General features: G+C 65.4%; 23 protein-coding genes and 3 pseudogenes. 12 read left to right on the top strand and 14 right to left on the bottom strand.

Annotated features, from left to right (window positions below):
* The first annotated feature begins 92 nt into the window (after positions 1–92).
* Positions 93–482 (top strand): DUF6232 family protein, encoded by a 390-nt coding sequence (locus OKW38_RS34760; protein ID WP_090809387.1) that lies wholly within the window; start codon positions 93–95, stop codon positions 480–482.
* A gap of 113 nt (positions 483–595) precedes the next feature.
* Here the strand turns inward: OKW38_RS34760 and OKW38_RS34755 are convergent, their stop codons facing one another.
* Positions 596–3049: a glycogen/starch/alpha-glucan phosphorylase gene (locus tag OKW38_RS34755; protein ID WP_429365153.1), complete on the bottom strand. Its 2454-nt coding sequence runs from the start codon at positions 3047–3049 to the stop codon at positions 596–598.
* A gap of 786 nt (positions 3050–3835) precedes the next feature.
* Between OKW38_RS34755 and OKW38_RS34750 the strand changes: the two genes are divergently transcribed.
* Positions 3836–5206 carry an MFS transporter gene (locus OKW38_RS34750; protein WP_429365564.1) on the top strand — a complete coding sequence of 457 codons (1371 nt, stop codon included), beginning with the start codon at positions 3836–3838 and terminating at the stop codon, positions 5204–5206.
* A gap of 141 nt (positions 5207–5347) precedes the next feature.
* On the opposite strand, the gene ltaE is transcribed toward OKW38_RS34750, so the two are convergent.
* The 3 genes from ltaE to OKW38_RS34735 all read right to left on the bottom strand — a co-directional run bounded on the left by ltaE (position 5348) and on the right by OKW38_RS34735 (position 7806).
* Entirely contained in the window at positions 5348–6355 is a 1008-nt protein-coding gene (ltaE, locus tag OKW38_RS34745; protein WP_429365563.1) for a low-specificity L-threonine aldolase, read from the bottom strand.
* A gap of 186 nt (positions 6356–6541) precedes the next feature.
* The gene (locus OKW38_RS34740) at positions 6542–7345 is read right to left on the bottom strand and encodes a peptidoglycan DD-metalloendopeptidase family protein (protein WP_429365152.1); all 804 of its coding nucleotides are present in this window, start codon (positions 7343–7345) and stop codon (positions 6542–6544) included.
* Between the two features lie 149 nt (positions 7346–7494).
* Positions 7495–7806 (bottom strand): cupin domain-containing protein, encoded by a 312-nt coding sequence (locus OKW38_RS34735; RefSeq protein WP_090809381.1) that lies wholly within the window; start codon positions 7804–7806, stop codon positions 7495–7497.
* Between the two features lie 229 nt (positions 7807–8035).
* Here OKW38_RS34735 and OKW38_RS34730 point away from each other — a divergent pair, with 229 nt between their 5' ends.
* Entirely contained in the window at positions 8036–8356 is a 321-nt protein-coding gene (locus OKW38_RS34730) for a hypothetical protein (RefSeq protein ID WP_090809379.1), read from the top strand.
* Between the two features lie 153 nt (positions 8357–8509).
* Here the strand turns inward: OKW38_RS34730 and OKW38_RS34725 are convergent, their stop codons facing one another.
* From OKW38_RS34725 to OKW38_RS34700, 6 genes are all read right to left on the bottom strand, one after another.
* On the bottom strand, positions 8510–8845 hold the full coding sequence (locus OKW38_RS34725; protein ID WP_429365151.1) for a DUF4148 domain-containing protein: 336 nt from the start codon (positions 8843–8845) through the stop codon (positions 8510–8512).
* 275 nt (positions 8846–9120) lie between these two features.
* Entirely contained in the window at positions 9121–10530 is a 1410-nt protein-coding gene (gene gndA, locus OKW38_RS34720) for an NADP-dependent phosphogluconate dehydrogenase (protein ID WP_429365150.1), read from the bottom strand.
* Between the two features lie 268 nt (positions 10531–10798).
* Complete coding sequence (locus tag OKW38_RS34715; RefSeq protein WP_429334234.1) at positions 10799–11407, bottom strand: DUF938 domain-containing protein; 609 nt, start codon at positions 11405–11407, stop codon at positions 10799–10801.
* Positions 11408–11463: 56 nt separating this feature from the next.
* Complete coding sequence (locus OKW38_RS34710) at positions 11464–12333, bottom strand: NAD-dependent protein deacetylase (RefSeq protein ID WP_429365149.1); 870 nt, start codon at positions 12331–12333, stop codon at positions 11464–11466.
* 41 nt (positions 12334–12374) lie between these two features.
* Positions 12375–12650 carry an oxidoreductase-like domain-containing protein gene (locus OKW38_RS34705; protein WP_090809369.1) on the bottom strand — a complete coding sequence of 92 codons (276 nt, stop codon included), beginning with the start codon at positions 12648–12650 and terminating at the stop codon, positions 12375–12377.
* Between the two features lie 102 nt (positions 12651–12752).
* On the bottom strand, positions 12753–13517 hold the full coding sequence (locus OKW38_RS34700) for an SDR family oxidoreductase (RefSeq protein ID WP_090809366.1): 765 nt from the start codon (positions 13515–13517) through the stop codon (positions 12753–12755).
* Positions 13518–13788: 271 nt separating this feature from the next.
* Here OKW38_RS34700 and OKW38_RS34695 point away from each other — a divergent pair, with 271 nt between their 5' ends.
* A complete protein-coding gene (locus OKW38_RS34695) occupies positions 13789–14622 on the top strand; it encodes a polysaccharide deacetylase family protein (protein ID WP_429365148.1) in 834 nt (277 codons plus the stop codon).
* Positions 14623–14657: 35 nt separating this feature from the next.
* Here the strand turns inward: OKW38_RS34695 and OKW38_RS34690 are convergent.
* A pseudogene (locus OKW38_RS34690) lies at positions 14658–16072 on the bottom strand (DUF2252 domain-containing protein).
* Positions 16073–16368: 296 nt separating this feature from the next.
* On the opposite strand from OKW38_RS34690, the gene OKW38_RS34685 reads away from it, so the two are divergent.
* The gene (locus OKW38_RS34685) at positions 16369–17052 is read left to right on the top strand and encodes a Pr6Pr family membrane protein (protein WP_429365147.1); all 684 of its coding nucleotides are present in this window, start codon (positions 16369–16371) and stop codon (positions 17050–17052) included.
* 181 nt (positions 17053–17233) lie between these two features.
* A complete protein-coding gene (locus OKW38_RS34680; RefSeq protein ID WP_013091250.1) occupies positions 17234–17500 on the top strand; it encodes a CsbD family protein in 267 nt (88 codons plus the stop codon).
* Between the two features lie 96 nt (positions 17501–17596).
* Here the strand turns inward: OKW38_RS34680 and xth are convergent, their stop codons facing one another.
* A complete protein-coding gene (gene xth, locus OKW38_RS34675) occupies positions 17597–18403 on the bottom strand; it encodes an exodeoxyribonuclease III (protein ID WP_429365146.1) in 807 nt (268 codons plus the stop codon).
* Positions 18404–18785: 382 nt separating this feature from the next.
* On the opposite strand from xth, the gene OKW38_RS34670 reads away from it, so the two are divergent.
* A complete protein-coding gene (locus tag OKW38_RS34670) occupies positions 18786–19130 on the top strand; it encodes a zinc ribbon domain-containing protein YjdM (RefSeq protein WP_429365145.1) in 345 nt (114 codons plus the stop codon).
* Between the two features lie 35 nt (positions 19131–19165).
* Positions 19166–19504 (top strand): annotated as a pseudogene (locus OKW38_RS34665) (spermidine synthase); the annotation flags it as partial.
* Between the two features lie 61 nt (positions 19505–19565).
* Here OKW38_RS34665 and OKW38_RS34660 read toward each other — a convergent pair.
* Both OKW38_RS34660 and OKW38_RS34655 read right to left on the bottom strand, forming a co-directional pair.
* Positions 19566–19751 (bottom strand): CopG family transcriptional regulator, encoded by a 186-nt coding sequence (locus OKW38_RS34660; RefSeq protein ID WP_090809355.1) that lies wholly within the window; start codon positions 19749–19751, stop codon positions 19566–19568.
* A gap of 81 nt (positions 19752–19832) precedes the next feature.
* On the bottom strand, positions 19833–20600 hold the full coding sequence (locus tag OKW38_RS34655) for a YoaK family protein (protein WP_090809353.1): 768 nt from the start codon (positions 20598–20600) through the stop codon (positions 19833–19835).
* Between the two features lie 251 nt (positions 20601–20851).
* Between OKW38_RS34655 and hyfB the strand changes: the two genes are divergently transcribed.
* From hyfB to OKW38_RS34635, 4 genes and pseudogenes are all read left to right on the top strand, one after another.
* Positions 20852–22858 (top strand): hydrogenase 4 subunit B, encoded by a 2007-nt coding sequence (gene hyfB, locus OKW38_RS34650; RefSeq protein WP_429365144.1) that lies wholly within the window; start codon positions 20852–20854, stop codon positions 22856–22858.
* Positions 22852–23802 carry a respiratory chain complex I subunit 1 family protein gene (locus OKW38_RS34645; protein ID WP_429334239.1) on the top strand — a complete coding sequence of 317 codons (951 nt, stop codon included), beginning with the start codon at positions 22852–22854 and terminating at the stop codon, positions 23800–23802. The genes hyfB and OKW38_RS34645 overlap by 7 nt, the downstream gene beginning before the upstream one ends.
* A pseudogene (locus OKW38_RS34640) lies at positions 23803–24464 on the top strand (formate hydrogenlyase). It begins immediately after the preceding gene.
* Positions 24457–25920 (top strand): hydrogenase 4 subunit F, encoded by a 1464-nt coding sequence (locus tag OKW38_RS34635; protein WP_429365143.1) that lies wholly within the window; start codon positions 24457–24459, stop codon positions 25918–25920. The pseudogene OKW38_RS34640 and the gene OKW38_RS34635 overlap by 8 nt, the downstream one beginning before the upstream one ends.
* Position 25921: the final 1 nt, after the last annotated feature.

The raw sequence follows: 25921 nt of genomic DNA, 5'->3' as shown, positions 1-25921 counted from the left end.
ACAGGCCTGAGAGAGGATAGAAAAGTCCGTAACTTTAGGAATTTGAAGGAAGTCTGCTACGCTGCGCGCTTCACCACCCTCGCATTGAAACGATGGAAAGCCCTTTCAACGATCGCGGCGTGTCGGTCACGCGCAACGCCCTCTCATCCGCAGGTCAGGTCTTCCCGCTGCGCGATATCGTCGACGTGCGGGTCGTGACCGTGCAGAAGAACAAGGTCGTGCCGCTCGTGATCTCGGTGGCCGGGCTGATCGGCGCAATCGTCGGGGGCGTGCTGCACTCGGCGTCGGGACTCGTATGCGGGGTGATGCTGATCGTGGTCGGTTGGCTTACCTGGGTGACCCAGGACATCACGCATCGGCTGATGGTCAAGACGGCCGACGGCGAGCGCGAAGCGCTGATGAGCACGGATCGCGAGTTCGTCGAACGCGTCGGCGAGGCAGTGCATCGGGCGAAGGCCGCGGCTGCCGCGCCGAAGGCTTGACGCGGGGCGACGATCGAACATGACGAAGCCGTGCGCGACGGATCAGCACCAGCCTCGCACGGCTTTCTATCTGCTTGCCCGCAAGCAACGACTACGTTGCCGTCATCTCGCGCTCAGTCGAGACTGAGCGGACTCACGCGCCAGATATTGCGCGCATACTCGCCGATCGTTCGATCCGACGAGAACTGCCCCATCCCCGCGACGTTCTCGATCGCGCTTTCGGCCCACGCGTGCTTGTCGACGAAACGCGCATCCACTTCGTTCTGCGCCTTCGCGAACGCGTCGAAATCGGCGAGCACCATATAGTGATCGCCCCAGTCGACCAGCGTATGAAAGATATCCGAGAAGCGCAGCGGATCGTCCGGCGAAAAGAAGCCCGTGCGAATCTGATCGAGCGCGGTGCGCAGTGTTTCGTTTTCCTCGTAAATCCGCCGCGGCCGATAGCCGCTTGCGCGCAGGTCGTCCACCTCGTCGGCGGAGTGACCGAAGATGAAGATGTTCTCGCGCCCCACCGCGTCGCAGATCTCGATGTTCGCGCCGTCCATCGTGCCGATCGTCAATGCGCCATTGAGCGCGAGCTTCATGTTGCCGGTGCCCGACGCCTCGGTGCCGGCCATCGAGATCTGCTCCGACAGATCGGCCGCCGGAATGATCAGCTCGGCCACGCTGACGCCGTAGTTCGGCACGAACACGACCTTCAGCCTGTCGCCGATCAGCGGATCATGATTGACCTTCTCGCTGACGTCGCCGATCAGCTTGATGATCGTCTTGGCCATCCGGTATGCGGACGCGGCTTTGCCCGCGAACAGCACGACGCGCGGCACCCAGTCGCGCTCCGGATTCGCGCGAATCTCGTTGTAGCGTACGATCACGTGCAGCAAGTTCAGCAACTGGCGCTTGTATTCGTGAATGCGCTTGACCTGCAGATCGAACAGCGCGTCCGGATCGAAGTGCAGCTTCGTGTGATGCGCGAGCCGGTGCACGAGCCGCAGCTTGCTCTGTCGTTTGGCCTCGCGAAACGCTTCGACGAACTCGTCGTCCTTGCGCAGATTACGCAGCTGCTCGAGCTCGAACAGATTGCTGCGCCAGTGTGTGCCGATGCGCGCGTCGATCAGCGACGACAGCGACGGACTCGCCTGCGCGAGCCAGCGGCGCGGCGTGATGCCGTTGGTCACGTTGGTGAAGCGGTCCGGATAGATGCGCGCGAAGTCGGCGAAGATGTCGCGCGTCATCAGCTGCGAATGCAGCTTCGACACGCCGTTCACCTTGTGACTCGCGACGATCGCCAGATACGCCATGCGCACGCGCCGCTGCCCATATTCATCGACGAGCGAAATGCGGCGGATCATCTCGGCGTCGTGGCCCGAGTGCTCGCTGACGTGCTTCAGAAACTGTGCGTTGATTTCGAAGATGATCTCGAGATGCCGCGGCAGCAGGCGTGACAACATTTCGACATCCCATGTTTCGAGCGCCTCGGGCATCAGCGTGTGATTCGTGTACGAGAAGATCTGCGTCAAGTGTTTCCACGCCTTGTCCCACGGCACATGATGCTCGTCGACGAGCAGGCGCATCAGCTCGGGAATCGCGAGCACCGGGTGCGTGTCGTTCAGATGCACCGCGACCTTCTCCGAGAAGCGTCCGAACGTGCTGTGCGTGCGCTGATAGCGGCGGATCAGATCCTGCATCGTCGCCGACACGAAGAAGTACTCCTGGCGCAGCCGCAACTCGCGGCCCGCCGGCGTCGAATCGTCCGGATAGAGCAGCCGCGACACGTTCTCCGACATGTTCTTGGTGTCGACCGCGTTGCGGTAGTCGCCACGATTGAATGCGCCGAGGTCGAGTTCCTCGGTCGCGCGCGCGGACCATAGGCGCAGCGTGTTGGTTGCGTCGGTCGCGTAGCCGGGGATCACGGTGTCGTAGGCGGTCGCGTTCACATGCTCGGTGTCGATCCATTCGGTCTTGTCGCCGCGCTGCACGGTGCGGCCGCCGAAGTGCACCATGTACTTGATTTCGGGTCGCGGAAATTCCCATGGGTTGCCGGCGCGCAGCCAATAGTCGGGCGCCTCGACCTGCTCGCCGTTGACGATTTCCTGACGGAACATGCCGTACTGGTAACGGATGCCGTAGCCGAAGCCCGGAATGCCGAGCGTCGCCATCGAGTCGAGAAAGCACGCCGCGAGCCGGCCGAGGCCGCCGTTGCCGAGCGCTGCGTCGGGTTCGAGATCGATCAGCGCGTCCATGTCGACGCCGAGGCTCGCGAGCGCCTCCTTCATCTGATCGTGAATGCCGAGCGCGAGTAGCGCGTTGGTAAAGGTCCTGCCGATCAGAAACTCCATCGACAGGTAGTAGACCCGCTTCACGTCCTGCTCGTATTGCAGGCGCGTGGTCTTCATCCAGCGCGCGACGAGCCTGTCGCGCACGGCCAGCGCGGCCGCGTGCAGCCAGTCGTGCGGGTGAGCGGTAACGGCGTCCTTGCCGACGCCGTACATCATGCGATTCGAAATTGAGCGCCGTAGCGCGTCGACGGTACTGTTGAGCTGGTCGAATTCCAGATCGACGGCTGTCATCGAAGCCTCCGGGAAGGTCGACATGGCAAACGCGAACCGCACGAGAGACGGACGGGAGGCGCGTGCCTGTCGGAGCGGTTTAAAAAAATAGAGTAGGACATTTTAGGGATCGCGCACACTGGCGCGCGAGCGGACGGTAATGCATACGGCGTGCCCGGCGAGCTCGCCCGCTGCCGCGCGACCGAGCCACGGCGGGCGCCCGGACGCGGTGCAAAGCCGCGTGGCCGCGGCACTCGGGGTGGGCATCGGCGCGCGTGAGTCGGGTGACGAAAGCGGGTTGGGGAAGGCATACGCCCGAAGCATCTGCGAGCCGCACATCGATTATTTTTCCAATGCGTGACGAGCGGATGAAGCCCCGAATAGCCTGATTTTGTGATCGAATCGGGCGGCCCGTTCTGCCGGGCGGTTCTGTCGTGTGTGTGTTGGATTTGATGCGGGGCGCGCGCCGATTTGGAGATGGCGGGCGGGATTGGCGGTTAGTTGCGTTTCATTGAGATCGATCAAAGCGCCTCATCTTCTAGCCGCCTCCCGGTTCCTGCCCGCCTCCCTGCACGATCGATCGTGCCGTCTCTGCAACAATCGCGACGTTGCGCCGCACAAGCCGCCACGTCGATCCCCCGTGGACCGACAGCGCGCGCCTCACCCTCGACGAAACCGCCGCCCGAGCGCGTCGCCTCTCCGGAAGCGACCGACACCGGCATGCCCAACCCCGCGAGCCACGCCTTGTCCGATAAGCTCAGCCCCGCCGTCGGCGTCCCCACGCCGACTCTCCCCGCCGACGGCCCGATGTCGGCTGCCAATCGCCGGGCGATGGCCGCGATCATGCTCGCCGTCGCGCTCGCCACGCTCGATACCGCGATCGCCAACACCGCGCTGCCCGCGATCGCCGGCGACCTGCACGCGGCGCCGGCCGCCTCGGTCTGGATCATCAACGCATATCAGCTCGCGATGGTCGCGACGCTGCTGCCGCTCGCCGCGCTCGGCGACATCGTCGGACATCGGCGCATCTATATCGGCGGCATCGCGCTGTTCACGCTGAGCTCGCTCGGCTGCGCGATGGCGCCGACGCTGCCGCTGCTCGCCGCCGCGCGCATCGTGCAGGGCTTGGGCGCCAGCGCGATCATGAGCGTCAACACCGCGCTGATCCGCTATCTGTACCCGCCGCATCGGCTCGGTCGCGGGCTTGGCACCAATGCGCTGATCGTCGGCGTGTCGTTCGCGGTCGGGCCGACGGTGGCGTCGTTGATTCTGTCGGTCGCGACCTGGCCCTGGCTGTTCGCGGTCAACGTGCCGCTCGGTGTACTCGCGCTGAGCTTCGCGATGCCGGCGCTGCCGCATACCGCGCAGAGCCGGCACCCACTCGATCCGGTGGCGGCGCTGCTCAACGTGGTCACGTTCGCGGCGCTGATCTTCGCGCTCGGCGAGGCGGCGCAACGGGCGTCGCTGCAGATCGTGCTCAGCGCCGCGGCGCTCGCCGGCGTGTTCGGGCTGCTGCTGATCCGCCGCGAGGCGGGCCGCCCTGCGCCGATGCTGCCTGTCGATCTGTTCAAGCGGCCGGTGTTCGCGCTGTCGGCGGTGACGGCCGTGTGCTCGTTCGCCGCGCAGGGCCTCGCGTTCGTGTCGCTGCCGTTCTATTTCGAGGACGTGCTGCTGCGCAGCCAGGTCGAAACCGGCTTCCTGATGACGCCGTGGCCCGTCGTGGTCGCGCTCGCCGCGCCGCTCGCGGGCGGCCTGTCGGACCGCTACCCGCCGGGGCTGCTCGGCGCGATCGGGCTCGCGGTGCTGTCGGCGGGGATGGCCTCGCTGGCGATGCTGCCCCCCCATCCGCACGTGCTCGACATCGGCATCCGTATGGCGATCTGCGGCGCGGGTTTCGGCTTTTTCCAGTCGCCGAACCTGAAGGCGCTGATGGCGAGCGCGCCGCCGGAGCGTAGCGGCGGCGCGAGCGGCATCGTGGCGACCGCGCGGCTGCTCGGACAGGCGACCGGCGCGGCGCTGGTCGCGCTGTGCTTCGGCATTGCCGGCCGCCAGCATGGGCCGACGCTCGCGCTCGGCCTCGGCGCGTTCTTCGCCGGCGCGGCGAGCCTGGCGAGCGGCTTGCGGCTGCTCGCGCCGTCGCATCGCGCGGGCGTGCAGACGAAGGCAGCGGTCAGGTGAGATATGCGCCGGACGGCGCGTGAGGCGGGGATGAAGCCTGAATGAAGCGCGCCTCGAACGAGCGCGCACGAGTTGGAGCCAGTGCGGGAAGACGAGGCGGCAACCACGCGAGCCGCCTCGCTTCCGAGCAACGCGGCGCGATCAACGTGCCGCGAAATACCCCTTCACCGCGGCAATGAACGTGTCGATATCGTCGCGCGACACATCCATGTGCGTGACGAAGCGCGACGCGTACAGCATCTGCGTGAGGATGCCGCGCTCCTTGAGCCACGCCTCGAGCGGCGCGCAATGCTGCTGCGGAAACTGCGCGAACACCATGTTCGTCGCGACCGACTGCACCTTCACCTGCTCGATCGTCTCCAGCCCCGCCGCCAGACGCGCGGCATTTGCGTGGTCGTCGGCGAGCCGCTCGACGTTGTGATCGAGCGCGTACAGGCACGCCGCCGCGAGCACGCCAGCCTGGCGCATGCCGCCGCCGAGCACCTTGCGCCAGCGATGCGCGACGTCGATCAGCGCGCGGCTGCCGACCAGCACCGAGCCGACCGGCGCGCCCAGTCCCTTCGAAAAGCAGATCGACACCGAATCGAACGGCTCGGCCAGCGCCGCGACCGGCTTGCCCGCCGCGACCGCCGCGTTGAACACGCGCGCGCCGTCGAGGTGGGTCGCGAGGCCGCGCTCGCGCGCGAGCCGCGTCGCATCGGCGACGTACTGCGCCGGCAGCACCTTGCCGCCGATCGTGTTTTCCAACGCGAGCAACCGCGTGCGCGCGAAGTGATCGTCGATCGGCTTGATTGCGGCGGCGATCTTGTCGAGCGCGATCGAGCCGTCGGCGGCGTTTTCGAGCGGTTGGGGCTGGATGCTGCCGAGCACGGCCGCGCCGCCGCCCTCGTATTTGTAGGTGTGCGCGAGCTGGCCGACGATATATTCGTCGCCGCGCGCGCAGTGCGCCATCAACGCGGCGAGGTTGCTTTGTGTGCCGCTCGGGAAGAACAGCCCCGCTTCCTTGCCGGTGCGCTCGGCCAGCGTGGCCTGCAGACGCAGGACGGTGGGGTCGTCGCCCCAGACGTCGTCGCCGACTTCGGCCGCCGACATCGCCGCGAGCATCGGCGGAGTCGGACGGGTAACGGTATCGCTGCGCAAATCGATCATTGTGTGTCCCTGTGCGTCCATGAATGACAGCCTACGGCAACCGGCCGCCCGTGCATTCCGGAAGGAACGCGCGCGCCGGCAAACGAGCCATACAGTGTATTCAATTCAGACGACGCTGAAAATCGGCGCATCCCCGAGAAGCGCGCCGATCCGGCTGCGATGAGCCGACAGTCGCGACGGGGACCCTCAGCCGCCAGGCTTCGGCAACCACTGGAGCGGATCGACCGGCTGGCCGTTCTCGCGCACTTCGAACTGGATCGACGCGACGCCGTGGCTATCGACACCGACCTCGCCGATCGTCTGCCCTTGCGCCACCGCATCGCCTTCCTTGACGAGTAGCTGGCTGTTCTGGCCGTACGCGGTGATCAGCGAATCGTTGTGCTTGATGATGATGAGCGGGCCGTAGGCTTCGATGCCGGTGCCCGCGTACACCACGCGGCCGGTCGCCGCGGCCTTGACCGGATCACCGGGTTGGCCGCCGATCACGATGCCGTTGGATTTGCCCGGCGCGAACGTGCGCAGGATCGGTCCGCGCAATGGCCATTGCAGCACGCCCTGCTGTGGCACGGTGGCAGGGGCCGGCGCACCGGGTACGGCGCCCGGCGGCACGTTCGCCGTCGCGCCCGGCGCGGCTGGCGCACCCGGCGCCACCGCGACCGGCGGCGTGACCACGCTGCCCGAGGCCATCGGCGGTGAAACGCGCAGCACCTGGCCGGGCGCGACCGCCGCGTTGACCGGCAAGCCGTTCCAGGCCGCGATTTCCTGCGGCCTTCGTCCATAGGCCGAAGCGATGCCGGACAGCGTATCGCCCGGATTGACGCGATAGTAGCCGGCGGGCACCGGGACGGTCGCGAGGCTGGTCGTGCTCGACGGCGCGTTGCTATAGAACGGCGTGCTTTCCCACGGCATCGTCGTGCAGCCGGCGATCGCCACGCCGAGCGCCGCGGCCATCAGCAGGCGGATCGCCGTCGGTTGCCATTGTTGTGTCATCTGATTTTCCTCGACCTGTGTCTCAATCCAATTCAATCGACGCCGTAGCAATTGCCGTGCCGTCACGCTTGCACACGGTCGCGGTTGTCCGCTGCCGCCTGGATATCGTGCGCGACCGCCACACGCGTGCCGTCAAACTGACGTGTTCTTCAGACGCTGCCCTGCTTTTCGACGACGAGCACGCGTGCCGCGCCCAGCGGATGCGCGACATGCTCGGTGCCGACCGACGCATGGAACACGTCGCCGGTTTCGAGCACTGTCGTGCGTTCGACGCCGTCTTCGCGATAGCGCATTTCGACGCGGCCGTCGAGCACGGCGAATACCTCCTCGCCGTCGTTCACGTGCCACTTGTACGGCTGGTCGGTCCAATGCAGACGCGTGGTGATGCCGTTCATGTTCGCGATGTCGAGCGCGCCCCAGGCACGCGACGCGGTGAAGCTTCTGCTGCGGATGATCTTCATGGTCGATGAGCAATTGGCAAGCGCGCAAGCCCGGCGGGCGGCGCCGTGCGCCCACGGCGTCGGCGCTCGCGCGGCTGGCCCTATTATAGGTCGCGTGGCCCGCGCGTCTGGGCGAGCAAGCCGCCAGGTCGTTCCGTCCGATCATTGCAGGCGATCGACCATCGCCTATACTCAGTCAAGCCGCGCGGAGCAGCTCACGACAACGTTGGGATTCTGGGAGGAATCGAGCATGAACAAAGCCACCTTTCTGGCCGTGCAACTCAACGTCGACGATGTGGCGGCGTCTGCCGGCCTCGTCGAACTGCTGAACACGCATCTGATCTTCGCCGCCGAAGTTGCCGAGGCCGCCGATGCGCTCGTGCAACTGGCGAGCATCGCGAGACTGTCGAGCGGGGTCGAGGCGAGCGTCGAGCTGCCGGCGGTGGCGCTCGAACGGCTGCGCGAGGCGCTCGACAACCTGAGCGACTACGACGAATCGTGGCTGCTCGCGCTGGAGCCGAGCCGCGCGCTGTTCGATGACATCGGCCGGCGGCAGCGAACGCTGCATTGACGGGAACGTCGCAGCACGGCGCCGTAAACGACAAAACGCCATCCGATCGAACTGGATGGCGTTTTTTCTTGCCCGCCGCGTTCGCGCTATTCCACGAAGCGGCGTCTACAGCGCACTACAACTACCCACTACATCTGCGGACTTCTACTGCGATTAGTTGCCGAAGTACACCGAGTCACGGTTGGCCTTCGCCGGAATGACAGCGTGGCCAGCTTGCGATGTGCCGGCGGCCGGAGCGCCGTAGCCGCTGCTGTCTGCGGGGTTGGCCGCGATGGCCGTGCCGCGTTGCGCATCGACGCGTGCTTGCGCTGCCTGGATGTCGGCCGGGTAGTTCACGTCGCTGGCGCTCGGGTTGTAGCCGGCCTTTTCGAGTTGAATCAGTTCAGCGCGAACCTGAGCACGGGTCACCGGCTGACTCGCTTGAGCGAACGACGCGACCGGAACAACGAGGGCGGCGGCGATAGCAACAGCGGAAATCAGGGTCTTCATGATTAACCTCCAAAGGACTTGTCGTGTGGTGCGCCTCGGGTTTCTGCTTATCCCTCAGCGATTGAAAACAAGTTTAGAGGTGTCTCGATCTAGGGTAAACCCTTAAACCAGTGAAACTCTATTACTGCCGTCGCAATAATCATTTGGCATTCTTCAAGTCCGCGTTTAACCCGCGCGACATCTGGTAATAATGCGGCGTTTCCTTGCCGATCCGAACGGAGCAACGGCCCGACGCGCCCTGTCACCATGGCGCGCCGGGCCGTATTTTCAACCGCTCAGCTCCACTGCGCGTGGAAGCTGCCCGGCTTGTCGATGCGTTCGAACGTATGCGCGCCGAAGAAGTCGCGCTGCGCTTGCACGAGGTTCGCGGGCAGACGCTCCGAGCGGTAGGCGTCGAAATACGCGATTGCCGACGCGAATGCCGGCACCGGCACACCCGCGTTGACCGCGGCCACCACGACTTCGCGCAGTGCCGTCTGGTAGTTCTTCGCGATGTCGCGGAAGTACGGGTCGAGCAGCAGGTTCGCGAGCGCCTTGTCCTTCGAATAGGCGTCGGTGATCTTCTGCAGGAAGCGCGCGCGGATGATGCAGCCCGCGCGGAAAATCTTCGCGATCGTCCCGTAGTCGAGATCCCAGTTGTACTCTTCCGACGCGGCGCGCAACTGCGCGAAGCCCTGCGCGTACGAGATCACCTTGCTGAAGTACAACGCGCGGCGCACCGATTCGATGAACGCGTCCTTCGCGCCTTCGAGCGGTCTCGCCTGCGGACCTTCCAGCACCTTGCTCGCGGCCACGCGCTGCGTCTTCAGCGACGACAGCACCCGCGCGAACACCGCCTCGGTGATCAGCGGCAACGGCGCGCCGAGGTCGAGCGCGTTCTGGCTGGTCCACTTGCCGGTGCCCTTCTGCGCGGCACGGTCGAGAATCACGTCGACGAGGTCCTTGCCGGTTTCGTCGTCCTTCTTGCCGAAGATCTTCGACGTGATTTCGATCAGATAGCTGTCGAGCTCGCCCTGGTTCCACTCGGTGTAGACCTTGCCGAGTTCCTCGTTCGACAATCCGACGACCTGCTTCAACACCGCGTAGCTTTCGGCGATCAGCTGCATGTCACCGTACTCGATGCCGTTGTGCACCATCTTCACGAAGTGGCCCGCGCCGTCCGGTCCCATGTACGCGACGCAGGGCTCGCCGTCCGGCGCCTTCGCGGCGATCTCGGTGAGGATCGGCGCGACGAGGTCGTACGCGTCGCGCGGGCCGCCCGGCATGATCGACGGGCCTTTCAGCGCGCCTTCCTCGCCGCCCGAGACGCCGGTGCCGATGAAATGCAGACCCGCCTTCGCGAGTTCCTGGTTGCGGCGGATCGTGTCGGTGAAAGGCGTGTTGCCGCCGTCGATCAGGATGTCGCCTTTTTCGAGCAGCGGCTTGAGCGAGGCAATGGTCGCGTCGGTCGGCTCGCCGGCCTTGACCATCATCAGAATGCGGCGCGGCTTTTCGAGCGAGTCGACGAACTCTTCCAGCGTGAAAGCCGGCACCAGTTTGCGGTCCGGAAATTCGGCGATGAGTTCGTCGGTTTTCGCGCGGCTACGGTTGTAGACCGACACCGCGTGGCCGCGGCTCTCGATGTTGAGCGCCAGATTGCGGCCCATGACCGCCAGCCCCACCACGCCGATTGCCTGTTTGCCCATTTGAATTCTCCAGAGTCCAAAAAAATGTCGTGGCGCCACGCCATGAAAACGGCGGGCGCGGCGTCGAGGGTGAAAGGATAAAAGAAATGCGCGCTTGCCGCTTGGGAGGGGGCAAGCACGCCAGTTGCTCGTGCTCCTGTCGTGCTCATGTTTGCGCGTGACGACAGGTATTGTGCGCGCGTCGGCGTTTGCGCGACCGGTTCGGTTTGGGATCGGACTGAGGTTTGGCGCAAGGCGTGGACGAATGCGCGGCCCGTCGGTGCACCCGCTACCCTGCCCGCTTCGTGAACACCAGGCTGAAGTTGTTCGCGGGCATCGCGACCACCCGTTCGCAGGTGAGCCCCGCCGTGTCGCCGAGCGCGACGACCGCTTCCATATCGCGCACGCCCCATTCGGGATCGCGGCTCTTCAACCATTGATCGAACGCTGCGTTGCTCGGCGCCGTGTGCGCGCCGCCGCGCCGGTAAGGACCGTATAGATAGAGCACGCCGCCGTCGACGAGGCGCCGCCCCGCGCCGTCGAAAAGTGCCTGCGCCGCGCTCCACGGCGAAATGTGGATCATGTTGATGCAGACGACGGCGTCGAGCGCATCGACGCCCCAGTCCGGCTGATGCACGTCGAGCGCGAGCGGCGCGCGCACGTTCGCGAGCCCCGCGTGCGCGGTCCACGCGGCAATCGACTCGCGCGCCTGCGCATCGGCATCGCTCGGTTGCCAGTCGAGACCGGGCAGCGCGCCGGCGAAGCAGATCGCGTGCTCACCGGTGCCGCTCGCGATTTCGAGCACGCGGCCGCTCGCCGGCAGCGCCTCGCGCAGCACGGCGAGGATCGGTTCGCGATTGCGTTCGGCGGATGGCGAATGTTGCCGGGAGTCGGTCATGGTCGGCTCTGGGTGTTCCTCAGGTTTTGACGGTGATCGGCGGGATCTACTCATTCTCAATCGCCAGCCAGCAGACCGGCGAGCGCGCTCAAGGTATCGCCGCACGGCGCGGCCACCTTCAGCGACAGCAGCGGATCGGCGCGCGTGCGGCCGAGGTTGATCGCCGCGATCGGCTTGCCCTGGCGCTGCGCCCACACGCAGAAGCGGTAGCCGGAATACACCATCAGCGACGAGCCGGCCACGAGCACGGCGTCGGCCGCATCGAGCGCATGCGACGCCGCTTCGACGCGCGCCTTCGGCACGTTCTCGCCGAAGAACACCACCGACGGCTTCAGCAACCCGCCGCAGTTCGCGCATGCCGGCACGCGAAAACCGCCGAGATCGTGCCACTCGAGATGCGCGTCGCCATCGGCGGCGGCTTCGGCCGTGACGTCGAGCAGAGCGGGGTTGTCGGCTTCGAGCGTCTGCTGGATCGCCGCGCGCGAGTGCTGCATGCCGCAGTCGAGACAACTGACGCCGTCGATGCCGCCATGCAGCTCGATCACGTCGCGGCTGCCCGCGCGCTGATGCAAGCCGTCGACGTTCTGCGTGACCAGCGTCGGCACGTGACCGGCCGCTTCGAGCCGCGCGAGCGCGACATGCGCGGCATTCGGCTGCGCGCGCGCGACGAGCGGCCAGCCGACCATGCTGCGCGCCCAGTAGCGCTGACGCATCGCCGGCGTGCCAAGGAACTCCTGCAGCGTGATCGGCGGCGAGCGCTTCCATGCGCCGCTGTCGTCCCGGTAGCCGGGGATGCCGGAGTCAGTGCTGATGCCCGCGCCGGTCAGCACGAACAGGCGCGGATGACGCTGCACGAAGCGATGCAGATCGTCGAGCGTGTGCGGATCAGTGAGAGATTCGGTTGGCGTGAGCTGAAGGTCGGTCACAACGGGGACGGTGGACGATCGTGCGCGAATTCGTGCGCGAATCAGCGGCGAGGGCTCGGTTTGCCGCGCGTGGGTGTCGAGCGACGCGCGTCGGCTTGCGGTTTCGACTTCGCGCCCTGCGTGTCCGGTCGCCGCGCTGGCCGCGCCTTCTGCGCCTGCCGCTTGTGCCACGCAGCTAGCGCGAGCTCGTAGCGCTCCAGCGCTTCATCGTAGAGATCGAACACACACTGCGTGCAGCCGCTATGACAGCAGTCGTCGAGATCGGGCCGCACGGGCGGCTGTGGCGGCGGGTCGTCGCTGGGTGTGGCGCGGGGCACGGCGGCTTGCTTTGCGTGGAAAGACGGCGGAGCGCCCAGTATAAGTTGAACGCGCGCGCCCCGCTCCCCGCCCCGGCGTTGTGAGCCGGTGCTGCGCGCCGCTCAGCCGCGCCCGACGAACGGCATCTTGCTCGCCATGATCGTCATGAACTGCACGTTCGCCGACAGCGGCAGGCTCGCCATATGCAGCACCGCGTCGGCGACGTGCTGCACGTCCATCAGCGGCTCGACCGCGATCTCGCCGTTCGCTTGCGGCACGCCGCGCGCCATTCGCGCGGCCATCTCGGTCCCCGCGTTGCCAATGTCGATCTGCCCGCACACGATGTCGTATTTGCGGCCGTCGAGCGACACCGCTTTCGTGAGTCCGGTAATCGCGTGTTTGGTCGCCGTGTAAGCGGCGCTGTTCGGACGCGGCGCATGCGCGGAGATCGAGCCGTTGTTGATGATGCGGCCACCGCGCGGGTTCTGCGTCTTCATCAGGCCGAACGCCGCGCGCGTGCACAGGAACACGCCGTTCAGATTGGTATCGACGATGGAACGCCATTCGTCGATGCTCACTTCGTCGAGATCGACGGGCGAGCCGTTGCGTCCCGCGTTGTTGAACAGCAGGTCGAGCCGGCCGAAGCGCGCGCGGATCGTGTCGAAAAGCGCGGCGACGCTGTCGGCGTCGGTCACGTCGCACGCAACCGCGAGCGCGTCGCCGCGCAGCGCCCGCGCTTGCTGCGCGACCGCATCGAGCGCGGCCTGGCGGCGGCCGGCGAGCACCACGCTATAGCCGTGCTGCGCGAGCGTCAGTGCGCACGCGCGGCCGATGCCGCTGCCCGCGCCCGTCACCAGCGCCACTTTTCCGTTTCCTGTTTCCGACATCACGCATCTCCTGTTGTATTGGGTAGCGACGCGAGCTTGTTGCGGCAATCGGTCCGATCGCCATCGACACGCGCGACTCTTTTCGCCCCGCACCATACAACAGCGAATCGGCGATCGCAAACCGCGCGACGTCTTTCAGCGCGCTTTCACCGGATACGTGGCCGCCGAACGGCACGTCGACGAGCGCAACAGTGGTATCGTTCGCGGCTGCGCATCGCGCAAGATTCACGGCCTTCCCGGGACGGAGGAAGGCGTACTGGAAGCACGTTCGATGAATGAATGCCCGAACCCGCCGCGCCGCTGGCCGCGTAGCCGCAACTCCGCACTGCTGAACGGCACGATCGGCTGGCACGTGATCGTGCTGATCGGCGTGGCTGTCGCACCGGCCGCGTGGCCATGGTGGCTCGCCGCGATCGTCGCGAATCACGCGCTGTTCACGATCGCCGGACTATTGCCGCGCACCACGCTGCTCGGGCCCAACTGGACCCGCCTGCCCGCGAACCCGCGCAACGCGGATGCAATCGCGCTGACCATCGACGACGGTCCCGATCCCGTCGTCACGCCGCAAGTGCTCGATCTGCTCGACGCGTTCGACGTGCGCGCGACGTTCTTCTGCATCGGCGCGAAGGTGGAGCGTTATCCGCAACTCGCGCGCGAAATCGTCGCGCGTGGGCATGGGCTCGAAAATCACTCGCAGGTGCACGTGCATACGTTTTCGGTCACGTTTCCGCGCGCGTTGACGCGCGAGATCGCCGCCGCGCAACGCACGCTCGAAACCGTCAGCGGCGCGCGGCCGATGTTTTTCCGCGCGCCCGCCGGCCTGCGCAACCTCTTCCTGGAGCCGGTGCTGCGCAAGCTCGATCTGCGTCTCGCGGCCTGGACACGGCGCGGCTACGATACGCGCGAGCGTGACCCTCACGTGGTTGCGCGGCGGCTGCTCGATGGTCTCGCCGCGCGCGACATCCTGTTGCTGCACGATGGCAACGCCGCGCTGACGATCGAAGGCCAGCCGCTGATTCTCGCGGTGCTGCCGAGCGTGATCGAAGCGGCACGCGAGCGCCATCTGCGTTTCGTCACGCTGCGCGAAGCGCGCGCCGATGCGTGACGGCGCGCGTGAAGTGACACCACGCGCACGCAGCGCTACACACGGAAATCCGCCGCCATGTCCTCGTCGGTGCGCGCTTCGAGCTTGCCGTCGCGGCACGCTTTGATGAACACGTCGTGGTCGCGCTCGACCTGATCCGCGTAGGCGCTCGCGTAGCCGCTCAGCGCTTCGCCGAACTGATCGCCGCGGCCGATGTACGCGCTGATCTCGATCGCCTGGCCGCTCGCCTTCGCATGCGCGCGCGCCATGATCCAGCCGCACAGCCGCGCATAGCCGTCGAGCAGATCGCTGTCGAACAGCTCGATATTCGCGGACAGCTTCATGTCGCGCAGTTGGCGTAAATAGAAATGCCGCCCGAGCGGCCCGGTCCCCCAGCCGAGGAAGACGTCGCTCGCGGCCTGCAGCAGCCGCTGTCCTTGCACGACGCGCTCGCCCTGATGCGTGACCGCCGGCGACTTGTAACGAACTGCGCGATGACCGACGGCCGCGCCTCCTTCAATTGCAGGAACAACGGCTTGCCCATGTGATCGACGAGCAGCACGACCAGACAACGCGTGCCGACGCTGCCGACGCCGACCGCCTTGAACACGACGTCGTGCCTCGTGAACTGATCCAGCAGTTCGCGCCGATCGTGCGACATCGCCTTGCGGTACTCGTCCCACACCTGCTCGACCATCTTGTCGACGTTGCCGGTCCGGTAGGTTTCGGTTTCCTCGGCCGTCAACAACGTGTTCGCACCGTGCACGTGAAACAGCGCGGGCGGCGCATCGTGGATGGTCCACCGATTGCCGTCGAACGAGGCCATTTTTTCGAGCAGGCTTTCATGCGTGCGGCTCGCGGCCTTCTCCATGCCGCGCCGCACCGCGCGCCGGCGCTCGGGCGTCAGTGCGATCTCGGCCATGCGGTCGAACGTGATGCGGTCGTACCACAGGTCGAGCGCGCCGAACTGCGCGTATTGCGCGACGCGATCGCGATACGAGCCGACCGCGCTCATCACCAGACTCTCGGCGGTGCCGCGGCTCAGGCGCATCTGCCGCGCGGCCACGACGAGGCTCGCGCACAGGCGTTTCAGGTCCCATTCGAACGGGCCGATCGAGACTTCATCGAAGTCGCTCAGGTCGAAGACCAGTTGCCGCTCGGGCGTTGCGAAGCCGCCGAAATTCATCAGATGGCCGTCGCCGCAGATCGGCATGGTGAGGCCGGTGTCGTGCACCTTGCTCAGATCGTGCGCCTGCAGAATCGCGCTGCCTCGAAAGAACGAGAACGGCGAGGCAGCCATGCGCCCATAGCGCAGCGGCACCAGATTCTCGACGCGCTCCGCGCTGCTCTGTTTCAGCAGCTCGATCGGATCGCGGTGCAACTCGCCGACCGCCCGGTGACTCGAGCGTTTCGAATGCTCGCGCGCGGCGCGGCCGCGCGCTTCCCGTTCGGCAATGGTGCTGGCTTTCATGCTTTCTCTCCGTGTTTGCGAGTCTTGAGCCGGCGCTGACAGAGACTGCTTGCCGCGCACGGCGTCGTTAACATCGAGGGCTGCAGCCGCGATCATAACGGGTCGAAACACACGATGAATCGCCGCCAGTGAGCGCGGCGCTTGCAGCCGTGGCGGCGAGCTTGCAACCCGCGTTGCAACCCGCTTTACAGCCAGCCAGTCGCTCGCGTAGCACGCCGTAGTATTTTGCCAACGCCGGCGCGCGTGGGCGCGAAAGCCCATGCAGCCGCGCGCGCACCGCGCGTAGAATCGAGCGCATGCGCCCTACCCTCGCTCCGCAGCGCGAGCCCGAGCTGCCGCTGCATACGCCCAGTGTGTCGTCGCTGACGTTGGCGGCGGTCATTGCGCTGATCGCGTGGATGGCGATCCTCGCGCAAGCCGACCTGACGATCGATCGCTCGCTCGCGCGCGGGCTCACCGTATTCGACGCGCTCGCGCGCATGAGCAGCTACCTGACCAATCTGACGGTGCTCGCCAGTGCGCTCTGCTTCACCTGCATCGTGCTGCGGAAGCACCGCTCGCCGCTCGTGCGCTTCTTCCGGCAGCCCACGGTCGTGACCGCGGTGGTCGCGTACATCGTGTTCGTCGGCCTCGCGTACAACCTGCTGTTGCGCGGACTGTGGCCGCTGTCGCCCTACCGGCGCCTGCTCAACGAGTCGCTGCACAGCGTGCTGCCGATGCTCGCCGCGCTCTACTGGGTGCTGTTCGTGCCGCGTTTTCATCTGCGGTTGCGCCACGCTCCGCTGTGGCTCGTCTATCCGCTCGCCTATCTCGGCATCACGTTCTGGCGCGGCAGCCTGTCGGATTTTTATCCGTATCCGTTCATCGACGTCGAAACGCTCGGGCTGCGCCAGGTGCTCGTCAATGCCGCGCTGCTGTTCGGCGGTTTTCTGATGCTGCTGGCCGTGTTGGTCGGCATCAATTTCGGGCGCCGACGATGATGTTCCAGCACGTCCCGTTTGGCCGGATGCATGGCGTCCCGTCGCCGGGCGCACTTCTTGCGCCCCTTTCGTCACTGACGCAGGCTCACGCCGCACTGGCACGGCTTGCGCGGCGCCCTTGTGCGAGCGCGTTGCAATTGCCGCGGGCCCGCACGTAAATATGACAACAGGAGCGATGCATATGGATACGAATTCAGCGGCAGGCGCGGTAAAGGAAGTCGCGGGCAAGGTGCAAAGCGCGGTCGGCGATGCCGTCGGCGACACCAGCGCGCAGGTGGCGGGCAAGGCGCGCGAATTGAGCGGCAAGGCGCAGCAGTTATGCGCGAATACGACGAGCCTCGTGCGCGATACGACGGCCGAAAATCCGTTCACGACGCTGGCCGTGGTTGCTCTCGCCGGGTTCGTGATGGGCGCGCTGTGGTCGCGCGGCGGTCGCGACTACGACTGAAGCAGGCACGGCGCCGGATCATCGGCGCCGATCAACAGGGCGCAGCAGTCGCGCCAAAGCGGGCGATCCGCCGCAAGCGGATCGCCCGCCGCTTCACTAGCCGCTCTTCTTGCGGCCGGCGCCCATTTCCAGTTCGATCCACGTCGGCGCGTGGTCGCTGGCATGCGGTTCGCCGCGCACCCAACGGTCGACGCCCGCATCGCGCAGGCGCGGCGCGAGGTCGGCGCTCAGCAGCAGATGATCGATGCGCAGCCCCGAATTCGTATCCCAATGACGGCGAAAATAATCCCAGAACGTGTACACGCGTTCGTCGCCGAAATGCGTGCGCAGCGCATCGGTCCAGCCTTGCGCGAGCAGCCTGCGATAACGCTCGCGGCTCTCCGGCTGCAGCAGCGCGTCCTTTAGCCACGAGCGCGGGTTGTAGATGTCTTCGTCGGTCGGCACGACGTTGAAGTCCCCAGCGATCACGACCGGGTGGCCGCTCTGGTAGAGCTGAGCCGCATGCGCGATCAGATGATCGAACCACGCGAGCTTGTAGTCGAACTTGGGGCCGGGCTGCGGATTGCCGTTCGGCAGGTACAAACACACGATCAGCACGCCGCCGACCGCGGCCTCGATATAACGGCTATGCGTGTCGTCTTCGAAACCGGGCAGACCGCGCCGACGTTCGAGCGGTGCGTCGCCTTTGGCCAGAATCGCCACACCGTTCCATGCGCTCTGGCCTTGCCACACGGCGCCATAACCGGCGTCGCGCAATGCGTCGACTGGAAATGCGCTATCCACTGCCTTCAGTTCCTGCAGGCAGACCACGTCAGGCGCCTCGCGCTCGAGCCATTGCAATAGCGCCGCCTGCCGCGAGCGGATACCGTTGATGTTGAACGTCGCAATGCGCAGCTTCGCCATGATCATCTCTCCCTCGCCTATTGCTCCGCGACGTCGCGATACTCGGTCGGCCGCGAACGCGCGCGGCAATCAGGGTGTTGTCCCCGATCGGTTTTGCTCATAGCACCGGCTCCATTTTGGCCCGGTTGGCCAGTTCCAAATTTATCACCCGCAAAGCGGACATTTTCCATTCAGTTCAAACCTCTCGACATTCGCGGCGAAGCTACCCGTAAGTCTAATGAAGGGGACTGAAAGTCCGATGATAATTGGACGGTAAGAGCATGTGTATTGCATTATAATTTTGTGCACCACGAGCCGCCGGCACGACGACCGGCTCAGGCCTGGCGGGTTGCGCGCCTGTTTTTTTACTGACTGACTCAAAATCGTTTCAATGGAAGCTGCAATGAACGCTGCCCCTTCATGCCCGCAATGCGCAATGGAAAACACTTACCCTGACGGCACGCTGTACGTGTGCGCGGACTGCGGTCACGAATGGTCGGCGAACGCTGGCACCGACGCGAGCGATGAACCTGCGGGCAGCGTCGTCAAGGATGCGAACGGCAACGTGCTGTCGGACGGTGACTCGGTCGTGCTGATCAAGGATTTGCGCGTCAAGGGCTCGTCGATCACGCTGAAGATGGGCACCAAGGTGAAAAGCATCCGGATCGTCGGTGGCGATCACCAAATCGACTGCAAGACGGACGCCGGCAGCTTCATGCTCAAGGCCTGCTTTCTGAAGAAGGTCTGACGGGCCGTTCCCCGTTGGCGGCCCCGCACGGAAGCGCGGACATCGCGTTCTTCACCGCCTGTCGCGAGCGTTTAACCGGGACGGGCGTCCTCGTCATCAACTTTACGGACGATGATCCGGCCATACCGCGGCACCTCGAGCGGCTGAAATCCGTATTTGGCGTTTCCTATGCGATCGTTCGGTGCGGCGACGACAGCAACTTCGTCGCGTTTGCCTGGAAAAGCGGGCGTCGCTTGCCGCCCCGACAAGTCCTGTTCGAGCGCGCCCTCTCGTTTGACTTTGCAGGCGAACGCAAGCTGTCCGTCACTGCTTGCCACCTGAAAGCGGGAGAGCGCCTCGATCCGAAGCGGCTGATCTGGCATGCGCAAGGGTAAGGGCAAGGGCAAGGGCACTGGGAAATCGGCGGTTGACCGGCACCAGGCCTCGAGCTGGGCGTCACTTTCCCCGCTTGGCGAGTGGACTCTTGGTCTTGTAGGTCACGCCGTGACGCTCGAGATACTCGCGGATCAGTTGGCGGACGACTTGTGACGGCGTCAGATCTTGCGCCGAGCAGAGCATTTCAAATGCTTCTTTCTTGGCGGGGTCGATCAGGACGGTCAGGCGTGCGGTTTTCGTTTCCATTACGAGGACGGGTCGGCGAATATGCTAACCAAATTATAATGCATTTGCTTTCGACGAGGATTCACCCCGCCTCCTATGAGGTCAGTGCCTGCGCTCGAACCGATAGAGATAGGCCAGCACATCGTCGGCGACGGGCACGATCGCGAGTGTGACGAGCGCGCCGGCGAGCGGCACGGTCGACACGTAGCCCACATGCTTGAAACCGATTGCGCCGATCAGGCCGCCCACGAAAAACGACGCGAGCATCGTGCCGTGGATCTTCAGCTTCGCGCGGTTTGCGATGACCGCGTGCGCGTCGTCGATGAGCGCCGATCGATTCCAGTAAAAAAGCTTACCCAACTCAATTCCGAGGTCCGTGACGATGCCGGTCATGTGTGTGGTACGGATCTCCGCGCCCGACAGCTTGGTGATCATCGCATTCTGCAGCCCCATGATGAAGCACAGCAGGATCACGGTCACGGGGACGAAGAACGCTTCGCGTAGCGCGAGGTGGCTGCCGAGCAGACCGAACAGGAGCAGCAGCGCGGCCTCGACCGCCAATGGCAGCACGTACTGGCTTTGCAGGCCGCGACGGCGCCCCCAGTTGACGAGCACCGCCGAGCCCCCCGCTCCGACGACAAACGATGCCAGCGAACCGATGCCGGCCAGCACGAGCCGGATGTCCCCGAGCGCCGTCTGGTCCGCGATCGCCGACACGATGCCGCTCATATGCGACGTGTATTGCTTGACCGCGAGGAAGCCGCCGGCATTGGTGGCGCCGGCGACGAAGGCAAGAGACAACCCGAGCTGACGGTTCGCGGTCGTGCTGCGGTGTTTTCCCGTCAGGCTTCGAAAGTACTGCGCAGGCATAGGATCTTCACTCAATCGCTCGGAACAACAGCAAAGACGCGGCGAATAGACGCTTCGCGCACCGCATGCAGGCGAGCTGCGCACAGCGGCGCCCGATTCGCTCGAACATGTGGTTCACATGATAACGCCATTATCATGTCCTGTTATCCAGATTGGTTTTCTGATGTCATAATGCGGTTTGAGTGAGCCCGGCAAGCTGGAGCTCATTCCATGCTCCTCGTCCCAATCCGAGCGTACTGGAGACATTCCGGATGGCACCTTTCACGGTCGTCCATTTCGTCCTGCTGGTCGCGGCCGCCTGGCTTGCGACCGGCACGCTGGGTCTCGGAGTTCTGCATCGCACGCGATTCGTTGCACACGGGCTGTTTCCGCTCGGCGCGCTGGGAGGGCTGCTGCTGGGCGCGGCGGGACTCGCCGGCATCTTTTCCGAACCGACCGCCGCGGTGCTGCCGATCGGACTGCCCGGGTTGCCGTTCCATCTGCGCGTCGATGGGCTATCCGGCTATTTCCTGTTCGTGCTTGGTGTCGTCAGCGCGGGGATCGGCGCCTTCTCCGCCGGTTATTTCCGTAAGGGCGAAGGGTCCGCGCCGGGACTCATCTGCTTCGAATACCACGTTTGCATCGCGAGCATCGCGCTCGTGCTCATCGCCGATGATGCGTATGTGTTCATGGTCGCCTGGGAAACGCTGACGCTGTCCGCGACGTTCCTCGTGATGACCAACCATCGGATCGGCGAGATCCGCCGCGCAGCCTACCTGTATTTCCTGATCTCCCACGTCGGCGCGCTCGCGCTGCTGCTTTGCTTCGGCATCCTGCAGGCGCGCACCGGTGACTACACGTTTGCCAATTTGCGCGCGCAGTCGCCCGACGCGTTGTGGGCATCGCTCGCGTTCCTGTTCGCGCTGGTTGGATTCGGTGCCAAGGCGGGCGTGTTCCCGTTGCACGTGTGGCTGCCGGACGCCCATCCCGCGGCGCCGTCCCCCGTATCGGCGCTGCTCAGTGGATTCGTGCTGAAGGTCGGCCTGTATGGCCTGATCCGGACCGTGTTCGACCTGCTGCACGTGCAGCTCGCCTGGTGGGGCGTGCTGCTGCTCGTGCTGGGTATCGGCACCGCGCTGCTCGGCGTGGTGTTCAGTACGATCCAGGTCGATATGAAGCGCCTGCTCGCGTATTCGTCGATCGACAACGTCGGCCTGATGATCGTCTCGCTCGGGCTCGCGGTGCTGTTTCGCGCGTACGGGATGACGGCCCTGTGCGCGCTTGCGCTGAGCGCGATGCTCTACCAGATCGTCGCGCATGCGGCCTTCAAGAGCCTGCTGTTCCTCGGCACCGGGGCCGTGCTGCACGCCACCGGGGAGCGCAATCTCGGCAAGCTTGGCGGCCTGATCCGTGTCATGCCGTGGACCGCCTGGGCCGTGCTCACTGGCGTCGCAGCCAGCGCTGGCTTGCCTCCGATGAGTGGTTTCGTCGCGGAGTGGCTCCTGCTGCAAAGCTTCCTGTTCACGCCGGGTCTGCAGAATTCCGTGCTGGCGATGACGGTGCCGATTGCGGCCGCACTCGTCGCGATGACGGCAGCTCTCGCCGGTTACACGATGGTCAAGTTCTTCGGCATCGTCTTCCTCGGGCAGCCGAGAGAAGCAAAACTGAGTCGCGCACACGACGTGAATACCTGGGAACGGCTCGCGTTCTGCTGGTTCGCGGTGGCCGGTGTGCTGCTCGGACTGATGCCTACGCAGTTCGTCAAGGTGCTGGACCGGGTCACGCGCGTGCTCGTCGGTGCCGGGATCGGCGCGGAAAATCATGGCTGGTTGATCTTCGTGCCGGTGTCGACCGCGCGGGCGAGTTACATGCCCGTCGTGTTCATGCTGTTTTTCGTCGCTTGCTGCGGCCTTGCGTGGGTGCTGGTACGGCGCTTCTACCACGGTCGGCTGCGACGGGCCGCGCCGTGGAGTTGCGGCTTCCCGTTTACGACCGCGCGGATGCAGGATACGGCGGAAGGCTTCGGGCAACCGATCCGGGAGATCTTCGCGCCGCTGCTGCGCATCGAGCGGCAACTGCCGTCGCCGTTCGACGCGCAGCCGGCCTACCGGGTCTCGGTCGCTGACCGAACGTGGTCGATTCTCTACGAACGTATCGCGGCACTCACGCAACGCGCGGCGGAATGGGCGGGGCGGCTGCAGACGGGCAAGATTGCCGTGTACCTGACCTACAGCTTCGCCGTGCTGATCGTGCTCCTGCTGCTGGTGAGACGATGGTGACCCTATCCGGCGTGCTATCGCAAACCCTCGAGATCGTCCTGGCGCTTGCCGCGGCGCCACTGCTCACGGGTTGGGTCAACCAGTGCCGCGCGTGGCTGCAGAACCGGCGTGCGCCCAGCATCTGGCAACCGTACCGGATGCTCCACAAGCTGTTCAACAAGGAATCCGTCGTCGCTTATGGCGCGAGTCCGGTGTTCCGTGGCGCGCCGTATGTCGTGTGGGCGGCGATGACGCTCGCCTGTGCAATCGTGCCGACGCTGTCGACGGAATTGCCGCTGTCTCCCGCCGCGGATGCGATCGCGCTCGTCGGCCTGTTTGCGTTCGCGCGCGTCGCGCTGTCGCTCGCGGCGATGGATATCGGTACGGCGTTCGGCACGCTCGGCGCGCGCCGCGAGATGCTGGTCGGTTTCCTCGCGGAACCGGCCTTGCTGATGGTGCTGCTGTCGGCCTCGCTGATCACGCAGTCGACCCTGCTCACGAGCATCGTCGCGACGCTCGGACACAGCGAGCTGACGATCTATCCGAGCCTGGCGTTCGCCGGCATAGCGTTCACGCTGGTGTCGCTCGCCGAGAATGCGCGGCTGCCCGTCGACAACCCGACCACCCACCTCGAGCTGACGATGATCCACGAGGCGCTGATCCTCGAATATTCGGGGCGGCACCTCGCGCTGATGGAATGGGCGGCCAGCCTCAAACTGTTCGCCTACTCGTGCATCGGCATTGCGCTGTTCATGCCGTGGGGGATCGCCGCGGCGGGTAATCCGCTCGCGCTGCTGCTCGCGGTGCCGGCACTCTTCGTCAAGCTGATGGCGGGCGGCGCCGCGCTGGCCGTGATCGAGACCGCCAACGCGAAGATGCGGATTTTCCGGGTCCCGGAGTTCCTCGCGACCGCCTTCCTGCTCGCGGTGATCGGCATGCTCGTTCACCTGCTACTGGGAGCATGAATGCACACCTACGCGACGCAACTGATCAATTTCCTCGCGGCGGTGCTGCTGATGCTGTCGTTCGCGATGCTGAGTCAGCGTCGCATCCTGTCGCTGATCCACCTCTATACGCTACAGGGTGTCGCGCTCGTTCTGGCCAATCTGATCCTCGGTTTCGTGACCGGTGATGCGCATCTGTACGTGTCGGCCGGACTGACGCTCGTGCTGAAGGTCGGCGTGATTCCGTGGCTCCTGTATCGCCTCGTGCGCAAGCTCGACATTCAGGCCGACGTCGAGCCGCTCATAACAACATTCCGACGACACTGCTGATCGGCATCGTGCTCGTGATCGTCGCGTTCAACGTCGCGTCGCCGATCAGCCAGCTCGCGACGTCGGCCGCGCGCGGCACGCTCGGGATCGCGCTTGCGTGCGTGCTGCTGTCGTTCATGGCGATGATCACGCGCGCGAAGGCGATTCCCCAGGTGATCGGCTTCCTGTCGATGGAGAACGGGTTGTTCTTCGCCGCAACGGCCGCCACCAATGGCATGCCGATGATCGTGGAACTCGGTATCGGACTCGACGTGCTGGTCGGGATTCTGATTCTGGGCGTGTTCATGTTCCAGATTCGCGAGCAGTTCGACAGCCTGGACATCCGTCACCTCGAGACACTCAAAGATGAATGACGCCCACGTCGTGCTCGCCGTGCTCGGCATTCCGCTCGTGGCGGCCGTCTCTCTTGCGGCCGTGCGACCCGCTCATGTCGCGCGCAACCTGAACGCCGGCTTCAGCGCCGTGACGTTCGCGGCGACGCTCGTGCTCGCCGCGCGTACCGTCGAACATGGACCGTCGTTCGCGTTCGAACGCGCATTCTTCGTCGATCCCTTCAACGTGTACCTCGTCGCGCTGACTGCGTTCGTCGGCTGGACGACGTCGCTGTTCTCGCGGCCGTACATGCAGGTCGAAGAGGCGCGCGGCCGGATGACGGCGACGCGCATGCGCCTCTATCACAGCATGTACCAGTTGTTCATGTTCGCGATGCTGCTCGCGCTGCTGACCAATAACCTTGGCGTGCTGTGGGTCGCGATGGAAGGCGCCACGCTCGCGACCGTGCTGCTCGTCAGCGTCTATCGGACCGCCGCGAGCCTCGAAGCCGCCTGGAAGTACTTCATCCTGTGCGGTGTCGGCATCGCGCAGGCATTGTTCGGCACGATCCTGCTGTACCTCGCCGCGAGCCGGCAACTGACCGACGGCGATGCGCTGCTGTGGACGAGCCTTGCCGCCGTCAAGACGCACCTCGACCCGTCCATCGTGTCGATCGCCTTCGTGTTCCTGCTGGTCGGCTACGGCACGAAAGTCGGCCTCGTGCCAATGCACAACTGGCTGCCGGACGCGCACGCCGAAGGCCCGACACCGATTTCAGCGGTGCTGTCCGGGCTGCTGCTGAACGTCGCGCTGTATGCGGTGCTGCGCTGCAAGGTGCTGGCGGACGGTGCGCTTGGCAACGGCCTGCCGGGGCGATTGCTGATCGGGTTCGGGCTGGTGTCGGTGCTGGTCGCCTCGTTCTCGCTGTTTCGGCAGAAGGACGTCAAGCGGCTGTTCTCGTATTCGTCGATCGAGCATATGGGCTTGATGACGTTCGCGTTCGGCCTCGGCGGCCCGGTCGCGACGTTCGCCGGTCTGCTGCACATGACCGTCCATTCCCTCGTCAAGTCGGCAATCTTCTTTGCGGTTGGCCACGCGACGCAGAAGGCCGGTACCCAGGCGATCGAAGGCATTCGCGGGCTGCTGCAGGTCAGCCCGACGGTCGGCTGGGGCATGCTGCTCGGCGCGCTCGCGATTCTCGGCCTGCCGCCGTTCGGTGTGTTTGCAAGCGAATTCCTGATCCTGACGACCGCGATGAACACGATACCGTGGACGGCGCCGTTGTTGCTGCTCGGCCTCGCCGTCGCATTCGCGGCGATCTTCGCGCGCGTGCAGCAAATGGTGTTCGGTGAAACGACCACGGCCAAACCGCTCGAGCATCGCCCCGCGCCGCTGCCGGTATTCGTGCATCTGGGTTTGGGGCTGATGCTTGGGCTTTATGTGCCACCCTACCTGGCGACGTGGTATCGCCAGGCCGCAACGATGTTGGCGGGGTGAC

The organism is Paraburkholderia sp. MM5496-R1, assembly GCF_050436205.1.
GTDB lineage: Bacteria > Pseudomonadota > Gammaproteobacteria > Burkholderiales > Burkholderiaceae > Paraburkholderia > Paraburkholderia tuberum.
This window is presented reverse-complemented; position numbering and strand designations above follow the sequence as displayed.

Coding starts and splice junctions, on each gene's coding strand:
- OKW38_RS34760 (WP_090809387.1), top strand. CDS start 93: ATGGAAAGCCCTTTCAACGATCGCGGCGTGTCGGTCACGCGCAACGCC.
- OKW38_RS34755 (WP_429365153.1), bottom strand. CDS start 3,049: ATGACAGCCGTCGATCTGGAATTCGACCAGCTCAACAGTACCGTCGAC.
- OKW38_RS34750 (WP_429365564.1), top strand. CDS start 3,836: ATGTCGGCTGCCAATCGCCGGGCGATGGCCGCGATCATGCTCGCCGTC.
- ltaE (WP_429365563.1), bottom strand. CDS start 6,355: ATGATCGATTTGCGCAGCGATACCGTTACCCGTCCGACTCCGCCGATG.
- OKW38_RS34740 (WP_429365152.1), bottom strand. CDS start 7,345: ATGACACAACAATGGCAACCGACGGCGATCCGCCTGCTGATGGCCGCG.
- OKW38_RS34735 (WP_090809381.1), bottom strand. CDS start 7,806: ATGAAGATCATCCGCAGCAGAAGCTTCACCGCGTCGCGTGCCTGGGGC.
- OKW38_RS34730 (WP_090809379.1), top strand. CDS start 8,036: ATGAACAAAGCCACCTTTCTGGCCGTGCAACTCAACGTCGACGATGTG.
- OKW38_RS34725 (WP_429365151.1), bottom strand. CDS start 8,845: ATGAAGACCCTGATTTCCGCTGTTGCTATCGCCGCCGCCCTCGTTGTT.
- gndA (WP_429365150.1), bottom strand. CDS start 10,530: ATGGGCAAACAGGCAATCGGCGTGGTGGGGCTGGCGGTCATGGGCCGC.
- OKW38_RS34715 (WP_429334234.1), bottom strand. CDS start 11,407: ATGACCGACTCCCGGCAACATTCGCCATCCGCCGAACGCAATCGCGAA.
- OKW38_RS34700 (WP_090809366.1), bottom strand. CDS start 13,517: ATGTCGGAAACAGGAAACGGAAAAGTGGCGCTGGTGACGGGCGCGGGC.
- OKW38_RS34695 (WP_429365148.1), top strand. CDS start 13,789: ATGAATGAATGCCCGAACCCGCCGCGCCGCTGGCCGCGTAGCCGCAAC.
- OKW38_RS34685 (WP_429365147.1), top strand. CDS start 16,369: ATGCGCCCTACCCTCGCTCCGCAGCGCGAGCCCGAGCTGCCGCTGCAT.
- OKW38_RS34680 (WP_013091250.1), top strand. CDS start 17,234: ATGGATACGAATTCAGCGGCAGGCGCGGTAAAGGAAGTCGCGGGCAAG.
- xth (WP_429365146.1), bottom strand. CDS start 18,403: ATGGCGAAGCTGCGCATTGCGACGTTCAACATCAACGGTATCCGCTCG.
- OKW38_RS34670 (WP_429365145.1), top strand. CDS start 18,786: ATGAACGCTGCCCCTTCATGCCCGCAATGCGCAATGGAAAACACTTAC.
- OKW38_RS34660 (WP_090809355.1), bottom strand. CDS start 19,751: ATGGAAACGAAAACCGCACGCCTGACCGTCCTGATCGACCCCGCCAAG.
- OKW38_RS34655 (WP_090809353.1), bottom strand. CDS start 20,600: ATGCCTGCGCAGTACTTTCGAAGCCTGACGGGAAAACACCGCAGCACG.
- hyfB (WP_429365144.1), top strand. CDS start 20,852: ATGGCACCTTTCACGGTCGTCCATTTCGTCCTGCTGGTCGCGGCCGCC.
- OKW38_RS34645 (WP_429334239.1), top strand. CDS start 22,852: ATGGTGACCCTATCCGGCGTGCTATCGCAAACCCTCGAGATCGTCCTG.
- OKW38_RS34635 (WP_429365143.1), top strand. CDS start 24,457: ATGAATGACGCCCACGTCGTGCTCGCCGTGCTCGGCATTCCGCTCGTG.